Annotated in this window: 15 protein-coding genes and 1 pseudogene; 2 read left to right on the top strand and 14 right to left on the bottom strand. The window is 69.7% G+C overall.

Annotation, left to right across the window (positions count from 1 at the left end; genetic code table 11):
* Nucleotides 1–246: 246 nt before the first annotated feature.
* From CSW60_RS07525 to CSW60_RS07485, 9 genes are all read right to left on the bottom strand, one after another.
* A complete protein-coding gene (locus tag CSW60_RS07525; protein ID WP_099536647.1) occupies nt 247–1683 on the bottom strand; it encodes a sugar porter family MFS transporter in 1437 nt (478 codons plus the stop codon).
* A 249-nt stretch (nt 1684–1932) separates the two neighbouring features.
* Nucleotides 1933–2802, bottom strand: coding sequence for a GNAT family N-acetyltransferase (locus CSW60_RS07520; RefSeq protein WP_099536646.1), 870 nt, complete (start codon nt 2800–2802; stop codon nt 1933–1935).
* Between the two features lie 99 nt (nt 2803–2901).
* Nucleotides 2902–4677 carry a xylonate dehydratase XylD gene (xylD, locus tag CSW60_RS07515; RefSeq protein WP_099536645.1) on the bottom strand — a complete coding sequence of 592 codons (1776 nt, stop codon included), beginning with the start codon at nt 4675–4677 and terminating at the stop codon, nt 2902–2904.
* Nucleotides 4670–5539, bottom strand: a complete 870-nt coding sequence (locus CSW60_RS07510; protein WP_099536643.1) for an SMP-30/gluconolactonase/LRE family protein — start codon at nt 5537–5539, stop codon at nt 4670–4672. The genes xylD and CSW60_RS07510 overlap by 8 nt, the downstream gene beginning before the upstream one ends.
* Nucleotides 5540–5669: 130 nt before the next feature.
* The gene (gene xylB, locus CSW60_RS07505; protein ID WP_099536642.1) at nt 5670–6419 is read right to left on the bottom strand and encodes a D-xylose 1-dehydrogenase; all 750 of its coding nucleotides are present in this window, start codon (nt 6417–6419) and stop codon (nt 5670–5672) included.
* Between the two features lie 5 nt (nt 6420–6424).
* Nucleotides 6425–7861 (bottom strand): aldehyde dehydrogenase family protein, encoded by a 1437-nt coding sequence (locus tag CSW60_RS07500; RefSeq protein ID WP_099536640.1) that lies wholly within the window; start codon nt 7859–7861, stop codon nt 6425–6427.
* 23 nt (nt 7862–7884) lie between these two features.
* Nucleotides 7885–9039 (bottom strand): fumarylacetoacetate hydrolase family protein, encoded by a 1155-nt coding sequence (locus CSW60_RS07495; protein ID WP_099536638.1) that lies wholly within the window; start codon nt 9037–9039, stop codon nt 7885–7887.
* Nucleotides 9040–9156: 117 nt separating this feature from the next.
* Nucleotides 9157–9567: an endonuclease domain-containing protein gene (locus CSW60_RS07490; protein ID WP_099536637.1), complete on the bottom strand. Its 411-nt coding sequence runs from the start codon at nt 9565–9567 to the stop codon at nt 9157–9159.
* Between the two features lie 127 nt (nt 9568–9694).
* A complete protein-coding gene (locus CSW60_RS07485; RefSeq protein ID WP_099536636.1) occupies nt 9695–10750 on the bottom strand; it encodes a LacI family DNA-binding transcriptional regulator in 1056 nt (351 codons plus the stop codon).
* A gap of 111 nt (nt 10751–10861) precedes the next feature.
* Between CSW60_RS07485 and CSW60_RS07480 the strand changes: the two genes are divergently transcribed.
* Together CSW60_RS07480 and CSW60_RS23065 are read left to right on the top strand one after the other, a co-directional pair.
* A complete protein-coding gene (locus CSW60_RS07480) occupies nt 10862–11374 on the top strand; it encodes a molybdenum cofactor guanylyltransferase (RefSeq protein WP_099536635.1) in 513 nt (170 codons plus the stop codon).
* Nucleotides 11367–11492: pseudogene (locus CSW60_RS23065) on the top strand (hypothetical protein); the annotation flags it as partial. The gene CSW60_RS07480 and the pseudogene CSW60_RS23065, both read left to right, overlap by 8 nt.
* A gap of 26 nt (nt 11493–11518) precedes the next feature.
* On the opposite strand, the gene CSW60_RS07475 reads toward CSW60_RS23065, so the two are convergent.
* From CSW60_RS07475 to CSW60_RS07455, 5 genes are all read right to left on the bottom strand, one after another.
* Entirely contained in the window at nt 11519–12889 is a 1371-nt protein-coding gene (locus tag CSW60_RS07475; RefSeq protein WP_099536633.1) for a sulfite reductase subunit alpha, read from the bottom strand.
* Nucleotides 12889–13833 carry an FAD:protein FMN transferase gene (locus tag CSW60_RS07470; RefSeq protein WP_201723039.1) on the bottom strand — a complete coding sequence of 315 codons (945 nt, stop codon included), beginning with the start codon at nt 13831–13833 and terminating at the stop codon, nt 12889–12891. Before CSW60_RS07470 ends, CSW60_RS07475 begins: the two co-directional genes overlap by 1 nt.
* A 194-nt stretch (nt 13834–14027) precedes the next feature.
* Nucleotides 14028–14975 carry a DUF4198 domain-containing protein gene (locus CSW60_RS07465; RefSeq protein ID WP_099536630.1) on the bottom strand — a complete coding sequence of 316 codons (948 nt, stop codon included), beginning with the start codon at nt 14973–14975 and terminating at the stop codon, nt 14028–14030.
* Nucleotides 14972–15490 (bottom strand): DUF2271 domain-containing protein, encoded by a 519-nt coding sequence (locus tag CSW60_RS07460; protein WP_099536628.1) that lies wholly within the window; start codon nt 15488–15490, stop codon nt 14972–14974. Before CSW60_RS07460 ends, CSW60_RS07465 begins: the two co-directional genes overlap by 4 nt.
* A 10-nt stretch (nt 15491–15500) precedes the next feature.
* Entirely contained in the window at nt 15501–16130 is a 630-nt protein-coding gene (locus tag CSW60_RS07455) for a PepSY-associated TM helix domain-containing protein (RefSeq protein WP_099536627.1), read from the bottom strand.
* Between the last annotated feature and the right edge of the window lie 92 nt (nt 16131–16222).

The raw sequence follows: 16222 nt of genomic DNA, 5'->3' as shown, positions 1-16222 counted from the left end.
AACGCGACTTGTCTTGTTGAGCCCAGGCTAGCGGGCGGCACGGTTTTGTCCACCGGTGTCATTCGAGACTGAGCGCAAAAGAAACGCCCGGAAGCCGAGGCCTCCGGGCGCTTCTGAAGATGTTCTCCCGCGATGCGGGGGAGCTGTCGCGGAGCGACTGAGGGGGCGAGCTGGAGGTCGGCGGAATTAGCCCCCTCCGGCCCTCTGGGCCACCTCCCCCTCATAGCGGGGAGGAAGTCAGAGTTCCTACCCCTCCATCGCTTCCAGTTCGCGACCGCGGGTCTCGTGGATCAGCTTCTGGACCAGGAAGAACGAGACCAGGGCGCAGACGGCGTAGAAGCCGTAGGTGGCCGGCAGGCTGGCCTTCTTCATGATCGGGAAGCTGAACGAGATCGCGAAGTTGGCGATCCACTGGGCGAAGCCGCAGACGGCCAGGGCCGAGCCGCGCATCTGGTTCGGGAACATCTCGCCCAGCATCACCCACATGACCGGACCCCAGGAGAGGTTGAAGAAGATCACGTAGAGGTTGGCGGCGACCAGGGCGATCGGGCCGATCGACGGATCCAGGTGCAGGGCGCCGTCGACCAGGGTGGCGGTCGAGAAGCACCAGGTCATCACGCCCAGGGTCACGGCCATGCCGGCCGAGCCGATCAGCAGCAGCGGCTTGCGGCCGATGCGGTCGATCAAGGCGATGGTGGCGAGGCACGCCAGGATCGAGAGCGAGCCCGACAGGATGTTGATCTTCAGGCTGTCGTCCTCGGTGAAGCCCACCGACTGCCACAGCACCGAGCCGTAGTAGAAGACGATGTTGATGCCCACGAGCTGCTGGAACACGGCCAGCACGAGACCCGCCCACAGGATGATGCGCAGCTTCCGGGTCACCGGATCCAGCAGGTCCGAGAACTTCGGCTGGTGGTCGGCGGCCAGCGAGGCGCGGATTTCCGCGACCTTCTTGGCGCCTTGGCCCTCGCCGAACAGGCGCGACAGGATGGCTTCGGCCTTGGCGTCCTGGCCCTTGGCGACCAGGTAGCGCGGGCTTTCCGGAATGCCCAGCAGGCACAGGAAGAAGACGCCGGCCGGGATGACCTGCATCCAGAACATCCAGCGCCAGGCCGGCAGGCCCAGCCAGAACTCGGCGGTCGAGCTGCCGGCGGTGTGGGCCAGGGCGTAGTTCGCCAGGAAGGCGCCCGTCAGGCCGGTGATGATCATGATCTGCTGCACGGACGACAGGCGGCCGCGGATGTTCGCGGGCGTGACTTCCGAGATGTAGACCGGGCACAGCACCGAGGCGGCGCCGACGCCCAGGCCGCCGATCAGGCGGAAGATCACGAAGACCAGCGAGGTGTGCGCCGCGCCGGTGCCCAGGGCGCTGATCACGAACAGCAGGGCCGAGATGATCATGACCGTGCGGCGGCCCCACACGTCGGCCAGGCGGCCGGCCGCGAAGGCGCCGAAAGCGCAGCCGAGCAGGATGGCGGCCACATTGAGGCCCTCGCCCGCTTCGGTCAGGTTGAACGCGGCCTTCAGGCCGGTCTGAGTGCCGTTGATGACGCCGCTGTCGTAGCCGAACATGAAGCCGCCGATCGTGGCGACGGCGACGATCGCGGCGACGAAGGCCATGTTCACCTTCGCCCCGTCAGCGCTCATGCCCGCGCTGGGGCCGGCGTTGGATACACTTGCCACAGGTTTCCTCCCATTGAGCCTTCTTCGGCCCGTTGACGCCCCTACGACCCCTTAAGGGGCCTCTGGTTGGCGCGACCTTAGTGTTACCGGTATCAGCGCGCAAGCGCAGGTTCTGCCGACCATTTGCTCGCGCGTGGGACTCACCTCCGACGGCATGGATAGCAGAGCGGCGCGCAGACGCGAGACCGCGCATGCGGAGACTTTCGTAAGTTGCGAGGCAGTCCCGAGGCGCATCCAGACGGGCGCGGTTTAAAGGCTCAGCCGTTTCTCGTAGCGCCAGACCTTCAGCGGGAACGGGCCGGTCGAGGTTTCGGTCGGTACGACCTCTTCGCGGGCCAGGGTCCATCCGGACTTCTCGTAGAAGCGGGCGGCGCGGGCGTTGCCGATGGCGCAGGCCAGCCAGGCGGTGGTCACGCCGACTTCGGCCAGGCGCCTTTCGGCGTCGGCCATCAGCACGCCGGCCGCGCCCGTTCCCCGCGCCTCGGCGGCCAGGTAGAACTGGTTCAGTTCGTCGCCCTTGATCAGGTGGAAGCCCAGAGGCGCGCCGACGGGGCCCAGCGCCCGCACGCGGGGAAGGGCGGCGGTCATGCGTTCGGCGAAGCTCTCGGGCGTGCGCAAGGCGATCAGCGCTTCGGGGACGATGCTGAGGTGCGCGTCCAGCCAGCCCTGGCGCCACAGCCGGGCCAGCGGCTCCAGGTCCTCCGCCTCGGCGGCGCGGGTCGCCAGGTTCAGCCGGCGCTGGGCCTCTTCCACCCCTGCCTGGACGTCCGCGTCCATGTAGAGCGCCCCGGCCTCGCGCCAGAGGTCGGTGGCGGTCTGACCCAGGTCTTCGCGCGCCAGGGCGCTGAGCCGCAGGGCGTTGGCGAGATCGAGGTCGGCGGCTTCCGGGCTGGCGCGATAGAGGGCGACCGCCTCGTCGGCGGCGGCGAGCGCCGGCCGCGGCTGTCCGGCCTCGCGATCCAGGTCCGAGAGGTGGCGCAGGGCGTGGGCCAGGGGAACGGCGGCGCTCACGTCCCGCGCCTTCTGAGCGGCCTTGGCGTAGAGGTCGCGAGCCTGGTCGGGATGGCCGGCGGCCCTGGCCTGCTGGGCGGCGACGAAGAGCGGTTCGAAGTCTTGCAAGGCGGCGTCCTCCGGGCGGCATCCTGGCAAGCCGTTCGCGCCAAGACCAGAGCCCAGGAAGAAAGCCCCCGGATCGCTCCGAGGGCTTGCTGGTCCGTGTCAGTGATTGTGCCGGGGCAGCTTGGACGCCAGGTCCTGGTACTTGACCGCGAACTCCAGCACGCCGCCGGTCTCGAGCTGACCGGTGTGGGCGCGGTAGATTTCCTGCCAGGGCGTCATCGTCGCCGGGACGGCCGGGATGCCTTCCTTCTTGCGCTCGGCGATCGTCGCTTCGTCCACCAGGGCGTCGCAGCGGCCGGTGTTGATGTCGATGCGGATGGTGTCGCCGGTGCGCAGCCACGAGAGACCGCCGCCGACGGCGCTCTCGGGCGAGGCGTTCAGGATCGAGGGGCTGTCGGCGGTGCCCGACTGGCGGCCGTCGCCCAGGGTCGGCAGGCTCATGATCCCCTTCTTTAGCAGGTGATCCGGCGGCTGCATGTTGACGACCTCGGCCGAGCCGGGCCAGCCGATGGGACCCGCGCCGCGGATGACGAGAATGCAGCGCTCGTCGATCTCCAGCGACGGGTCGTTGATCCGCTTGTGGTAGTCGTCCGAGCCGTCGAACACGATGGCGCGGGCCTCGAAGACGCCTTCCTTGCCTGGCTCTGACAGGTAGCGCTTGCGGAACTCGTCGCCGATCACGCTGGACTTCATGATCGCGAAGTCGAACAGGTTGCCCTTCAGCACCAGGAAGCCGGCCTTCTCGGCGAGAGGCTGGTGGTAGGGGAAGATCACCTCGCGGTCGGTGGTTTCCCGGCCCTGCAGGTTCTCACCCATGGTCTTGCCGGTGACGGTCAGGACGTCGCCATGCAGGCGGCCCTGCTGCAGCAGCTCCCAGAGGACGGCGGGGGCGCCGCCGGCCCGGTGGAAGCGCTCGCCCAGATACTTGCCGGCTGGCTGCATGTTGACGATCAGCGGGATGTCGTAGGCCGCGCGCCAGTCGTCGGCGGTGATCTCGACCCCGGCGTGGCGGGCCATGGCCACGATGTGCGGCTGGGCGTTGGTCGAGCCGCCGGCCGCCGCCACCAGGGCGATGGCGTTCTGGAAGGCCTTCTTGGTCAGGATGTCGAGCGGTTTGACGTCCTCATAGGCCAGGTCGACGATCCGTTGGCCGGTCTTGTAGGCCATCTGGCCGCGCTCGCGGTACGGAGCGGGGATGGCCGCGCAGCCGGTCAGCGACAGGCCAAGCGCCTCGGCGACGGCGTTCATGGTCGAGGCCGTGCCCATGGTGTTGCAGTGGCCCGCCGACGGCGCCGACGAGGCGGCGCGGTCGATGAACTCTTCCTCGGTGATCTCGCCGGCCGCCAGCTTGCGGCGCGAGCGCCAGATGACGGTGCCCGAGCCGACCAGCTCGCCCTCGTGCCAGCCGTCCAGCATCGGACCGCCGGAGAGGACGATGGCCGGGATGTTGACCGTGGTGGCGGCCATGACGCCCGCCGGCGTGGTCTTGTCGCAGCCGGTGGTCAGCACCACGGCGTCGATCGGATAGCCGTGCAGGGTCTCGACGAGACCGAGATAGGAGAGGTTCCGGTCCAGCGCCGCCGTCGGGCGACGGCAGTTCTCGAAGATCGGGTGGACCGGAAACTCCATGGGGATGCCCCCGGCGTCGCGGATCCCGTCCCGTACCCGCGCCACTAGGTCCAGGTGGATGCGGTTGCAGGGCGAGATGTCGCTGCCGGTCTGGGCGATGCCGATGATCGGCTTGCCGCTCCGCAGCTCCTCCGGCGTGATCCCGTAGTTCATGAAGCGCTCCAGATAGAGCGCGGTCATGTCGATGTGGTCCGGGTTATCGAACCAATCGCGAGACCGGAACCGGCGGGGCGTGCGTTCAGGCAAGGCGAACCTCGTGTTGGCGCTGGCCCGCGACATTGACCCCGGCGGCGAACAGACCCCCGGCCAGCGGATACTGGGCCAGGGTTTCGTCGCTGAGGCCCTTGCGGGCGGTGGTGAAGAAAAGGGTCTTCAGGTCAGGGCCGCCGAAGCAGACCTTGGTGACGTTGGGCGCGGGTAGCTCGATGCGGCCGACGATCTCGCCGGCCGGCGAAACGCGGATGACGCCAAAACCGCCCCACAGGGCGATCCACAGGCAGCCTTCGGAATCGACGACCGTGCCGTCGGGATAGATATCGTCGCCCAGCTTGACGTGCACGAAGGCGCGCTTGTTGGACAATGTCCCGTCCTCGGCCAGGTCATAGGCCCAGATGGTCTTTTCCAGGGTGTCGGTGTGGTAGAACGTCTTGCCGTCCGGCGAGACGCACGGGCCGTTGGTGATGCAGATGTCCTTGTCCATCCGCGCCACGCCCTCGGCGTCCATGCGGTACAGCGAGCCGCTTTTCTTCTCCTCACCGTCATGCATCGTGCCGAACCACAGGCGGCCGTTGGCGTCCACGGTGGCGTCGTTCGGACGGTTGTCGAGCGCGGCGTCCTCGACCTCGATCAGCGGCTTGAAGCCGGTGATGGGGTGATAGCGATGGATGCCGTTCTTCAGGCCCACGACGAAACCGCCAGCGTCGGCGAGCGGCGCCAGGAAGGTCACTTGGTCCGGCGCGTCGAAGCTGAAGTGCTCGCCGGTGGCCGGATGGTAGTTGTGGATCTTGCGTTGCTTGATGTCGACGAACCACAGGGCGTCGCCATGCCAGATCGGGCCCTCGCCCAGCGTGGCCTTCAGATCCCAGACGCAGGTGACTTCAGCGGTCATATCAGCCTCTTCAGATCCCTCCCCCTCGATGAGGGAGGGTAGGGTGGGGGGAATAGGACATCGGCGGCCGAACCGCCATATCACCCCCATCCCCCGACCCTTCCCCCATCAAGGCGGAAGGGGGCCTTTGTCAACGCCAGCCGGCGTCGATCCAGTACTCGTGACCGGTGCAGAGCGAGGCGTCGTCCGAGGCCAGGAACAGCACCAGCGAGGCGACGTGATCCGGCAGGATGCGGCCCTTCAGGCACTGGGCCTTGACGATCTCGGCCTCGCCTTCCGGCGTGTACCACTTCTCCTGACGCTTGGTCTTGACGTTGCCAGGCACCACGCAGGTGACGCGGATGTCGTCGGGGCCCAGTTCGCGGGCCAGAGCCCGGGTCATGCCCTCGATGCCGGCCTTGGCGGTTTCGTAGAGGACGAGGTCCTCCAGGCCCAGGTGCCAGCTGATCGAGCCGAAGTTGATGATGGCGCCGCCGCCGCGCTTCTTCATGCCGCCGGCCACGGCCTGGGCCGCGAACACCATGTGGCGCAGGTTCACGCCGATGCGGTTGTCCCAGTACTCGGGCGTCAGGTCCGAGAGGCTGTGGCGGTCGTCGTTGCCGGCGTTGTTGACCAGCACGTCGACGTCGCCGATCTCGGCGAAGACCGCCTTCAACGCGTCGATGTCCATCAGGTCGCAGCGCTTGTAGACCGGCGCGATCGCCGCGTCCTTCGACAGCTCGGCGACCAGGGCCTCTGAGTCCGCGTCGACGATGTCGAGGAAGATCACCTCGGCGCCCTGGCGCACGAAGCCGGCGACGAGGCCAGCGCCGATGCCGCTGCCGCCGCCGGTGATGACGACGCGCTTGCCCTTCAGGCTGGGATAGATGGCTGAGGACATGCTGCTTACGACCACGAGTAGGAGGTTTTTGTCTGGGTGAAGAACTCGACGGCGGCGAAGCCCTGTTCGCGCGCGCCGTACGAGCTGCTCTTCGTGCCGCCGAACGGCACGTGGTAGTCGACGCCGGCCGTGGCCAGGTTGACCATGGTCATGCCGGCCTTGGCGTGACGCTGGAAGTGGCGGGCGTACTTCAGCGAGGTCGTGGCGATGCCGGCCGACAGGCCGAACTCGACGCCGTTGGCGATCTCCAGGGCCTCTTCGTACGACTTGACCCGGATGGTCGAGGCGACGGGGCCGAAGACCTCCTCGTTGTTGATCCGCATCCCGGCTTCCGTATCGGCGATCAGGGTCGGCTGAACGTACCAGCCCGGATTGTCGAGCTTCAGACGACCGCCGCCGGTGACGACGCGACCGCCTTCGCCGGTGGCGATGTCGATGTACTTGTAGCTCGTCTCCATCTGGTCTTCGGAGACGGCCGGGCCGATCTGGGTGTTGGGGTCGAGGGCGTCGCCGACGCGCAGGGCGGCGACCTTCTCGGCCAGCAGGGCCACGAACTTGTCATGGATCCCGTCCTGGACGATCAGGCGCGAGCTGGCGGTGCAGCGCTGGCCGGTGGCGTAGAACGAGCCGTCCAGGGCGATGGCGACGGCGCGTTCCAGGTCGGCGTCGTCCAGGATGATCAGCGGGTTCTTGCCGCCCATCTCCAGCTGCACGCGAGCCTGGCGAGCCACGGCGGCGGCGGCGACCTGGGCGCCCACGCCTTGCGAGCCGGTGAACGAGATCCCGTCCACGTCCTTGTGCTTGATCAGCGCGTCGCCCATCGAGCCGCGGCCGAACAGCATGTTGAAGACGCCGGCCGGGGCGCCGCATTCCTGCATGATGTCGGCCAGCACGTTGGCGGTGGCCGGGGTCGGGCCGGCCGGCTTGATCACCACGGTGTTGCCGAAGGCGAGCGCCGGCGCGGCCTTCCAGGCCGGGATGGCGATCGGGAAGTTCCAGGGGGTGATCAGGCCGTAGACGCCGACGGCCTGGCGGTAGGTCTGAACCTCGACGCCCGGACGGGTGCTTTCAAGGTTCTGGCCGTGGCGGCGCAGGGCCTCGCCGGCGAAGTACTTGAAGATGCGGCCGGCGCGGACGGTCTCGCCGATCCCTTCGGCGACCGTCTTGCCTTCTTCGCGGGCCAGCAGGCGGCCGATGTCGGCGCTGCGGGCGATGATGGTCGAGCCGACCTTGTCCAGGAGGTCCGAGCGGACTTCCGGCGAGGCTTCCGACCACGACGGGAACGCCTTCTTGGCCGCGTCGACGGCGGCGTCGACCTCGGCCTGGCCGCCCATCGGGACCTTGGCGACGACGTCGTTGGTGTTCGACGGGTTCAGGCTTTCGGCCGGGGCGTCGGCCGCGACGCGTTCGCCGCCGATATAGTGGCGCAGGGTGTCGGTCATGGCCGAGCTCCTTGAATTCTGGACTAGAGCAGGCCGCGGCCGGCCAGGTTGCGGATCAGGGCCGAGATGCCGAACGTCCACGGCCTCGCCTTGTCGCAGGTGGTGACCTCGTTCTCGAGCACGCCCAGCTTCGGCGTCGAGACGCGGACGCGGTCGCCGACCTTGTGGGTGAAGCCCTGGCCGGGGGTGTCGCGGTCCTGGATCGGCGCGAACATCGTGCCCAGGAACAAAGCAAAGCCGTCCGGATACTGGTGCTGCTTGCCATAGGCCTGGCCGGCCAGCACGGCCGGATCGCGGCTGATCAGGCTCATGTTCGACTTGCCGTCGAGCACGAAGTTGTCGCGGCCGGTGATCTTCAGCTCGACCTCGGCAGAGCGGACGTCGTCCAGGGCGAAGGTCTCGTCGAACAGGCGGAAGAACGGGCCGATGGCGCAGGAGGCGTTGTTGTCCTTGGCCTTGCTGAGCAGCAGGGCCGAGCGGCCTTCGAAGTCGCGCAGGTTGACGTCGTTGCCCAGCGACGCGCCGCGGATCTGGCCCGAACCGTCGCACAGCAGCACGACTTCCGGCTCGGGGTTGTTCCAGTGGCTGTCGTAGCGGACGCCGACGTGGTCGCCCCAGCCCATCGAGGACAGGGTCGGGCCCTTGGTGAAGATCTCGGCGTCGGGGCCGATGGCCACTTCCAGGTACTGCGACCACAGGCCGTCGGCCATCAGGGCGGCCTTCAGGCGCGCGGCGCCTTCCGAGCCGGGCTCGACGCTCTTGAGGTCGCCGCCCATGCGGTCGGACAGCTGTTGGCGGATTTCCAAAGCCTTCGCCGCATCACCGCGCGCGCGCTCCTCGATCACCCGCTCCAGGGTCGAGACGGCGAAGGTCACGCCGGCGGCCTTCAGGCACTGTAGGTCGACGGGCGCCAGCAGCTTGACCGGCGCGGCGCCATCGGGGTCTTCCCAAACGGGGCGGATGTCGAGGTTTTCCAGCGGACCCTTGTCCTCGCCGCGCGGGATGGCCGCGCCGGGCTGGAAGGCGTTCATCAGGTCGGCGACGGTCGGCGCGACCTTGGACATGTCCTCGACGCGGCCGCCGCGCACCAGCACGGGCGTCGGCCCTTCGCCGAAGTCGATGCGGCCCAGCAGGGTCGCGTTTTTCCAGTCATCCGGAAGGAATTCGCTTACGCCCACGGCGTCGTCTCCCCGTTGTCGAGCGTCTGCACGCGCCGAAACCGTCGGCGGCGCTCGTTGGTCGAAAGCTTGGTAGCGCTAACATGTAACGGCTGCAAGCACGTTGTCAGACCAATCTTATTTCACCCTCTCCGAAGGGAGAGGGCGGGGCCCGCCGCGCAGCGGTGGGAGGGTGAGGGACCAAGGCCTCGCCGCCCGAAGCGTGGTGACGATCGCATCGCCCACACCGCCCGGATCGTTGAGCACGGCCTCGTTCGGAAAGCGGATCAAGAGATAGCCGCACGACTCGAGAATGGCCGTTCTTTCAAGGTCCCGGATCTGGGTTTGCTCATCGTCGTGGAAGCCGCCATCAAGCTCGACGATCACCCGCGCCTCGGCGCACACGAAGTCCGCGACGTAGCGGTCGATCGGGACCTGGCGGCGGAACTTGAAGCCAGCGAGGCGGCGGCCCCGCACGAGGTTCCAGAGGATCGCTTCGGGGCGTGTCTGCTCCCGGCGGAGGCGGCGGGCGCGTTCGGTGCGGCTCATGCCCGCAAGGAATTATGTTCTCGTTTTGTTTTCAAGTTAAGGAATCTGGATTTTCCGAAAGGCGGCTTTGACCCTCACCCTCCCACGCTGCGCGTGGGCCCCGCCCTCTCCCGTTGGGAGAGGGGGATTACTCGCTGACCGGTCCGCTCGAATCCCGCACGATCAGGGTATGCGGGTGCATCAGCTGCCTGGGCTCGCCGCCGCCGTCGCGGTGGCGGCGGATTTCCTCCAGCACCAGGTCCACGGCCGCGCGGGCCATGGCGGCGATCGGCTGGTGGACCGTGGTCAGGGGCGGCCAGATGTTGTCGGCGATCGAGGTGTCGTCGAAGCCGACGATCGAGACGTCGCCGGGAACATCCAGGCCCAGGCGATGGGCGACGCCCGCGGCGGCGGCGGCCATGTCGTCGTTGGCCGCGAAGATCGCTGTCGGGCGCGGCTCAGCCGCCAGCAGCCGCTCGGCCGCCTCCAGGCCCGAACGATAGGTGAAATAGCCCTGCTCGACCCGGATGTCCTTGTCCGGGATCCCGGCCGCCTTCAGGGCCGCCATGAAGCCGTCCAGGCGCTGCTGGCTGACGGTCTGGTTCGGGTGGCCCTTGATGAAGCCGAAGCGCTTGTGGCCCAGGCCCAAGAGGTGCTGGGTCAGCTCCAGGGCGGCGGCCTCGTTGTCGATGCGGATGGTGGCCATGTCGGCGCTGGCCATGCCCGGCGCCACGGCCACGGCCGCGGCGCCGGCGGCCTTGACCTCGGCCAGGACCTGCGGGGACTCGCACAGCGGCGGCGGCAGGATCAGGCCGTCGACGCCGGTCTTCAGCAGGCGGGCCAGGGTGGCGCCGGCCAGCTCGGGCTCGGCGCATTTCTCGATGACGATCTGCGAGCCCGTGCGGCTGCTCTCGTCCAGGGCGCCGACCAGGAACTCCGACAGATAGCCGGTCGAGGGGTTGTCGTAGAGCAGGCCGATGCGGAACGGCGCGCTGCCGGCCAGGCTGCGGGCGGCGGGATTGGGCGCATAGTTGAGCTCGGCGATGGCCTTCTCGACCAGGGCGCGGGTCTCTTCCTTGACGGTGCTTTCACGGTTGATGACGCGCGAGACGGTCATCGGCGAGACGCCCGCGCGGGCGGCGACATCACGGATCGTGGCGCTCTGGGTCGTGCGACGACGCTGGCGCTCGGGCGGTTGGCTCATTCTTGGTCTATCCCTATGCGGGCGGGACACTAGACCGGTTTGGGCGCAGCTTGGAAGACGGCGAAGGTCGAAGGCCTTCTCCCGAGGCGGCGGAGGCGATAGGCAAGCCGAATGACCTCCATCGGCGCGATCATCCTGTGTGGCGGCGGCTCCCGGCGGATGGGGCGCGACAAGGCCGTGCTCGATTGGGGTGGACGGCGCGCCGTCGATCGCGTCGCTGACCTGGCGCGGGCCGTGGGCGCGCGGGCGCTGGTCACGGCCGGCGCCGACCTGGGCCTGCCCTGGGTTCCCGACGATGAGGTCGGCGCGGGGCCGGTGGGCGGCGTGCTGGCCGGCGCTAGGGCGCTGGGAACGGCGCGGCTGCTGGTGCTGGCGGTCGATGCGCCGACCGTGACGGCCGAGGACCTGGCGCCGCTGCTAGAGCGGGGCGGCTTCTACGAAGGCCTGCCCGTGCCGATGGTGATCGAGGCGGCCGCGCTGCCCGGGGACGCAGAGGCGGGTTGGCCCTTGCGTCGACTGGTCGAGCGGGCGGGGCTGGCGGCCTTGCAGGTCCCAGAGGGAGCGCTGGCGCGGCTGCGCGGGGCGAACACGCCGGAGGAGCGGAGCGACCTGCTGCGCCCCTGAGCGCCCCCTCCGTCACGACGCGTATCCGCATCGCGCCACCTCCCCCGTTGCACGGGTGAGGAGGATGCCATCCGCCCTCCTGCCCCCGCTTGCGGGGGAGGTGGATCGGCGCAAAGCGACGAGACGGAGGGGGCGCTTAGCGTCTCAGTACACGTCGCGCCGATATCGGCCTTCGTCGACGAGGCGTTCCAGAGTCTCCGCGCCCAGCACCTCCAGCAAGGCGACATGGACCTCGCGCGACATGCCTTCCAGCGATCCGCAGACATAAATCGCCGCGCCGTCGGAGACCCATTGGCGCAGCGTGTCCGCCGCCGCGCGCAGGCGGTGCTGGACATAGATCCGCTCGGCCTGGTCGCGGGAGAAGGCCAGGTCCAGCCGCTCCAGCGCGCCGGACGCCACCCAGCCCTCGATCTCGTCGCGCAGGAAGTAGTCGTGGGCGGCGGTGCGCTCGCCGAAGAGCAGCCAGTTGCGCTTGGCTCCGGCGGCGATCCGGGCCTTGAGATGCGCGCGCAGGCCGGCCAGGCCCGTGCCGGAGCCGATCAGGATCAGCGGCCGCGCCGGATCGGGCGCATGGAAGCTCTTGTTTGTCCGCACGCGGGCGTCGATCGGTCCGCCCACCTCGGCGAACCGGCACAGCCAGCCCGAGCCCAGGCCCGGCTGGCCGTCGGCGCGGGCGGTCAGGCGAACGATCAGCTCGACTCCGCCGTCGGCGGGCAGGGAGGCGATCGAATATTCGCGATGCGGCAGCGCCGGGTCATTGCGTGGGCCGACCTCGAGGATGTCGCCGGCAGCCCAGGTCGCGCCGTCGGGCGGCGTCAGGCGCACGCGCCAGGCCTCGCCCCCCGGGCTGCCCGGGTTGAGCAGCTCGCGCTCGGCCAGGGTCCAGCGACCATAGGCGGGACGGCTCCAGTCGGGCGCGTCGGTCACGCCGGTGAGCGCCGACAACATGCCTTGCCAGTGGCGCAGGGCGGCCGGATCGCCGTCGTCGACCTCGACGCGGTCGAACAAGGCTTGCGCGCCGGCATGGGCCAGCCAGGCGTCCAGCGTCCGGCCAAAGGCGCAGTAGTGAGCGTAGGAGGAGTCGCCCAGCGCCAGGACGCCGTAGCGCAGGGCGGAAAGGTCGGCGCCGTCCTTCATCACGTCGCGGATGAAGGCGCGGGCGCTGTCGGGAGCGTCGCCCTCGCCGGTGGTGCTGACGACGAACAGGGCGCGGCCCGTGAGGTCGGCGGCGGTGATCTCCGAAAGCGCGCGCAGGGTCACGGGCGCGCCGGCGTCGGAAAGGGCCTTGGCGGTGGCCCCGGCCAGCTCTTCGGCGAAGCCGGTCTGGCTGGCGTAGGCGACCAGTACAGGCTCGCCGGCGCCTTGTGAGAGCGCTTCGGCTGCGCGCACGACAGCACGGCGGCGGAGGGCTTCACGGAGGGCGATCCCGCCGCAGAACAGAGCGTAGGCGCCCGCGACGGCGCCGGCGGCCAGCAGGCGGCGGACCTCGGGCGAAAAGGCGGACAGGTCGGGCATCAGTCCAGCATGGCCCGCAGCGCGGGCGACAGGCGCTCTTCCAGCCCGCCCGAGGCGGCGCGGCTGACGATCAGGGCGGCCAGATCGTGCTGCGCGGCGAAGGCGAGCGCGGCGTCGGGCGCCATCACCGTCAGGGCCGTGGCCCAGGCGTCGGCGCTCATACAGTCCGCCGCCAGCACCGTGACGCTGACGGTCGGGTGCGTGACCGGCGCGCCGGTGGCGGGGTCCAGGGTGTGCGCGTAGCGGCGGCCCTCGTGGTCGAAGAACCGGCGGTAGTCGCCGGAGGTGGCGACCGACAGGTCGTGCAGGGCGACGACGGTCTTCTCGGTGTCGTTGGCGCTGGGGGGGCGCTCCAGCTCGACCCACCAGGGTTGGCCGTCCGGCTTGGCGCCGGTTCCGCGCAGCTCGCCGCCCACCTCGACGAGGTAGCTCTTCACGCCCGCGCGATCGAGCGCGGCGGCGGCCTGGTCGACGCCGAAGCCCTTGGCGATGCCGTTCAGGTCCAGCTTCAGGCCGCCCGGCTGGAACAGGGCCTCGCCGTCCAGCGTCAGGCGCTTCCAGCCGCCGGCCTCGCGCAGGGCGGCGACGGCGCCCGCTTCCGGCGGCGCGCCGGCGAAGGCGCGGGGGCCGAAGCCCCAGAGATCGGTCAGGGCGCCCAGGGTCGGGTCGAAGGCGCCGGCGCTCTGGTCGGCGACTTGGATCGCCCGGCGCAGCACGGTCAGGGTCGCCTCGGGCAACCGGACCCAGCTTCCGGCCGGCGCGCGGTTGTAGCGCGACAGGTCCGACAGCGGCGCCCAGGGGCTCATCTCACCGACGACGGCGTCGAGCGCGCGCTGGACCATGGCCTCGAGCGCGGGAAGGTCGATGGTGGCCGGCAGCACCGCCTTGGCCGACCAGGTCGTGCCCATGGTCGCCCCGCCGAACGCGCGCACGGCGCCGCCCACCGGGCGGGCGGGGGGCGTGGTCAGGGCGGGAACGAGAACGCGGGGCATGGGGAAATCTCATCCTCCCCCGCGCGCGGGGGAGGGGGACCGCGAAGCGGTGGAGGGGGCGTCAACGTGGGGGGAGCGCCCCCTCCGTCACGGCGCGTCTCCGCGCCGCGCCACCTCCCTCGCCGCGCGAGGGAGGAGAGCAGACCTTACGGCCGCTGGGCTTCGATGACGGCGGTGTAGCTGGCGCTCATGCCGTTGCCGGCGAGCGGCGTGGCGGGGCCTTGCGGAGCGCCGCCCATGCCGGGCATGCCGCCCGGAGCGCCGCCGGGGCCGCCCTGGGCGCCAGCCGGACGCGGCGGGCCGCCTTCGCCGCCGCCAGGACCGCGGCCGGTCTCGCCCGAGCGGACCGTGGCGTTGACCCAGTACATGCCCGCTTCCGGCAGGGTGAACTTCACCGCGCCGTCGGCGCCGGTCTTGACCTTGATCTCGCCGGGCGTGGCGCGCCAGCGGGCGCCGCCGGGGATGAAAGTGACTTCCAGGTCGGCGGCCGGCTTGCCGTCCAGCACGAACTTGAAGGTCGCGGGCTCGGTGGCCACCACGTCGGTCGGGTTGGTCACCGGGACCAGCTCCAGGCCCTTGCCGGTCGGCGCCAGGGCGCCGGTCGAGGGCTTGTCGCGGGTGACGAAGGTCTCGTTGCGGCTGGCCATCTTGATGGTCTTGAGGTCGGCGGCGCCGGCCGGGACCTGCTTGGCGAAGTCCTCGGCCGAACCGCGGAAGCGCTTGACCTCGCCGTTCTCGGTCCAGCTGGCCATGACCGAGTTGCTGGCCGTGAAGATCTTGTACGTGCCCGGCTTGGTCAGCTGGACGTCGAAGGTCGAGCGGTACTGGCCGGTCGAGGCGTTCTGGATCTTGTCGGCCGCGCCGTCCGGACCCAGCACCTGGATCCCGTCGGGACGCATGGCCCGGTGGTCGGGATAGAAGAGCTCGTTGGAGATGGCCGCATCGACCGTCACCCAGGCGTTGTCGCCCGACAGGGTGGTGAAGGCCGGCAGCAGCCAGCCTCGGTGGGCCGAGGCCGACATCGGCAGGGCCAGGGCCACGCTGACAGCGGCGACGGCGAGAAGGCGCTTCTTGAAGGTCATGGCTTTTCTCACTTCACGGAGACGGTGACGGCGCCGAGTTCGGCGGAACCCTTGGCGGTGGCGGGCTTGCCGGGCTTGCCCCAAGTGAAGGGCACGCGGACGGCCTCGTGGCCGCCGACTTCGCGGGCGGCCTCGACCACTAGGTTGTACTGGCCAGGCTTGAGGTCCTTCAGGGCGCCCTTGGCGCCGGCGAAGACCAGCTTTTGCGGGCCGGGCGCGCGGGTCGCGCCGCTGACGCCGTCGGCGGGGAAGCTCATCTCGCGGCCGGCCTTGCGCCACCACTGGCGCATGTCCTTCAGCCACTTGGCGCCGTGGTCTTCCTTGTTGTCGGCGTCGTACCAGACGGCCAGGGTGCCGGCGGCGCTGGCGTCGGCCGGGTTCTCGATCCAGATCGAGACGTAGGGCTTGTGGTACTCGGCGACCGACAGGCGCGGGATCTCGACCGTGACGTTGAGGTCGGCGGCGAGGGCGGGGACGCCGGCCGCGGCGGCGCCGGCAAAGGTGAGCAGCGAAAGCTTGGACTTCACGGTGTCTGCCTCAAAGGTGGACGAACAGGATGACGAGGATGACCGGCGCGGCCAGGCCCAGGCCCACCAGGGGCCAGGTCATTGGCCGCGCGCGGGCGTGGAACTGCAGCAGGATCAGGCCGGTGACCGTGAAGATCACGCAGGCGGCGGCGAAGATGTCGATGAACCAGCTCCAGGCCTTGCCGGAATTGCGGCCCTTGTGCAGGTCGTTGAGCAGGGAGACGACGCCGCGCGTCGTTTTCTCGTGCTCGATGGCGCCGGTCTCGCGGTCAATCGATAGCCAGGCGTCGCCGCCCGGGCGGGCCAGGGCGACATAGACCTCTTCGGGCGACCACTCGCCCTCGCGGCCGGCGACATCGGCGCCGACGGCCTTGTCGAGGAAGGGCTCAAGCTGAACGGGCAGGGGGCGCTTGCCCTCTTCCGGGCCCTTGGCCAGCACGGCCATCAGGTCGGGCGGCAGGGTCGCCTTGCGGCTGACGACCTTGGGCTGGGCCTCGATCTGGCCGGCGTGGTTCAGGGTGATCCCCGTGATCGCGAAGGCCAGCATGCCGATCAGCGACACGGCCGCGCTGATCCAGTGCCACTGGTGCAGCTGCTTCAGCCAGAAGGAGCGGCGGTGCTGGTCGGCGGCGGACTTCACGGGCGTTCGAGGAACCTTGGCGATGGAGGCTCGTCCTTACTTGAGAACGAATTGCAATATCAAGCGCGAAGGTGGGGCTCGTGCTTGTTTGG

Origin of the sequence: Caulobacter sp. X (assembly GCF_002742635.1) — a bacterium.
Lineage (GTDB): Bacteria > Pseudomonadota > Alphaproteobacteria > Caulobacterales > Caulobacteraceae > Caulobacter.
This window is presented reverse-complemented; position numbering and strand designations above follow the sequence as displayed.

What these genes read in the sequence shown, in the direction of transcription:
- CSW60_RS07475 (WP_099536633.1), bottom strand. Translation starts at nt 12,889, where the DNA reads ATGCCCGACCTGTCCGCCTTTTCGCCCGAGGTCCGCCGCCTGCTGGCC.
- CSW60_RS07500 (WP_099536640.1), bottom strand. Translation starts at nt 7,861, where the DNA reads ATGACCGACACCCTGCGCCACTATATCGGCGGCGAACGCGTCGCGGCC.
- CSW60_RS07480 (WP_099536635.1), top strand. Translation starts at nt 10,862, where the DNA reads ATGACCTCCATCGGCGCGATCATCCTGTGTGGCGGCGGCTCCCGGCGG.
- xylB (WP_099536642.1), bottom strand. Translation starts at nt 6,419, where the DNA reads ATGTCCTCAGCCATCTATCCCAGCCTGAAGGGCAAGCGCGTCGTCATC.
- CSW60_RS07485 (WP_099536636.1), bottom strand. Translation starts at nt 10,750, where the DNA reads ATGAGCCAACCGCCCGAGCGCCAGCGTCGTCGCACGACCCAGAGCGCC.
- CSW60_RS07490 (WP_099536637.1), bottom strand. Translation starts at nt 9,567, where the DNA reads ATGAGCCGCACCGAACGCGCCCGCCGCCTCCGCCGGGAGCAGACACGC.
- CSW60_RS07510 (WP_099536643.1), bottom strand. Translation starts at nt 5,539, where the DNA reads ATGACCGCTGAAGTCACCTGCGTCTGGGATCTGAAGGCCACGCTGGGC.